This window comes from Thiolapillus sp., assembly GCF_048562965.1.
GTDB classification, from domain to species: Bacteria; Pseudomonadota; Gammaproteobacteria; order Chromatiales; family Chromatiaceae; genus Thiolapillus; species Thiolapillus brandeum_A.
Genome location: NZ_JBHNMF010000894.1, coordinates 1 through 1167 on the forward strand (window position 1 = coordinate 1; position 1167 = coordinate 1167).

2 protein-coding genes are annotated in these 1167 nt (G+C 45.6%); both read right to left on the reverse strand.

Annotated features, from left to right (window positions below; all coding sequences use genetic code 11):
• Positions 1-212: 212 nt before the first annotated feature.
• Positions 213-575 (reverse strand): hypothetical protein, encoded by a 363-nt coding sequence (locus ACOCD2_RS20970; RefSeq protein WP_293650365.1) that lies wholly within the window; start codon positions 573-575, stop codon positions 213-215.
• 1 nt (position 576) lies between these two features.
• Positions 577-1167, reverse strand: a 591-nt coding sequence (locus tag ACOCD2_RS20975; RefSeq protein ID WP_305800775.1) for a hypothetical protein, incomplete at its 5' end; no start/stop codon positions are given.

A 1167-nucleotide genomic window follows, 5' to 3' on the forward strand; every position in this document is an offset into this window, starting at 1 on the left:
GCCCAGACAATTGGCTCCCGCTCAATCCGGGTGACCTGCTCGGAAGAGCCGGATGCGGGAAATCCGCACGTCCGGTTCTGTGAGGGTGAAAGCCAGCAATGGCCGATCTACTCGACTAGCCGTGATTCATAAACGGCAGCATTTGGACGCTGAGGATATTCCGAGAGATCAATAACGACAAAGCCACCGAGATCGGGGGCTTTGTCGTACAATTATGACAACGTATAAGACAACGCATAAATATTAATTTGGCTATTGGTTGAATTAGTGATAATTCGATAACAACGGATATTATCTAACGCCACTCCTAAAGACTGCCATTTACTTTTTATATCAGAGATTTGGCTGCTCTCATCCAAACACATAGCTTCCAATATACTTTCTTCCGCCACAACACCAAAATTCATTCTTGCATCAAATAAGTAACAGTCATTAAAAACAATGTCGTTTTGATTTCCATCTGGCCACTTAATCACAAAGGTAATAATGTCGTTATTACCAGCATTCGAACGGTCAATGCTAATTGATAGCAGCTCAGCATCATGCCACGGCAAAGAATTAAATTTAGTATCCATACTAGAATCCTGGATCTTTATCGCCTGGCCTTGGACTGTAGTGCGTTCCCTTACCATTTTTGTGATAGTGAGAATAATTTGGTCCCTTTTGCCCTAGCGGTGTCGGAGGGTCAATGCGCAAACGTTCTTTAAACTTGCCATTAACTATCTCACCATAGTTCCCTGATCTATGCGGGTTTTGCACATAGTTATCCGGAATTTTGTATTTAGCGCCGGGAGGAAGTGCCACACCATCTTTTGTTACATGAATAACGCCTTTCTTTGTGGCTGAACGAACCCCACCAATCCATCCCCCCCCACTGAGAATCGCAGACAGCCCATCCGTCAAAGCATCCAAGCCTTGGTCAATATCTTCGATAGTTCTTACATCGAGTTCTGGTGGAAAGCCAACTACACATTCTGCGGTTTCACACTTTCCTCCGTATTTCTGATTATATCCTTCCGCTGTAAGATACTCCCCCATCTGGTTATACAAATACCCAAACGCCCCGCTCAGTGCCCCATTTGCGAACTTTCCTCCCGACAGGGTACTGGCCGTGCCGCCAATGATGGCCGACGCTGCTGCACCACCAAACTTTCCAGGAATGCTTTC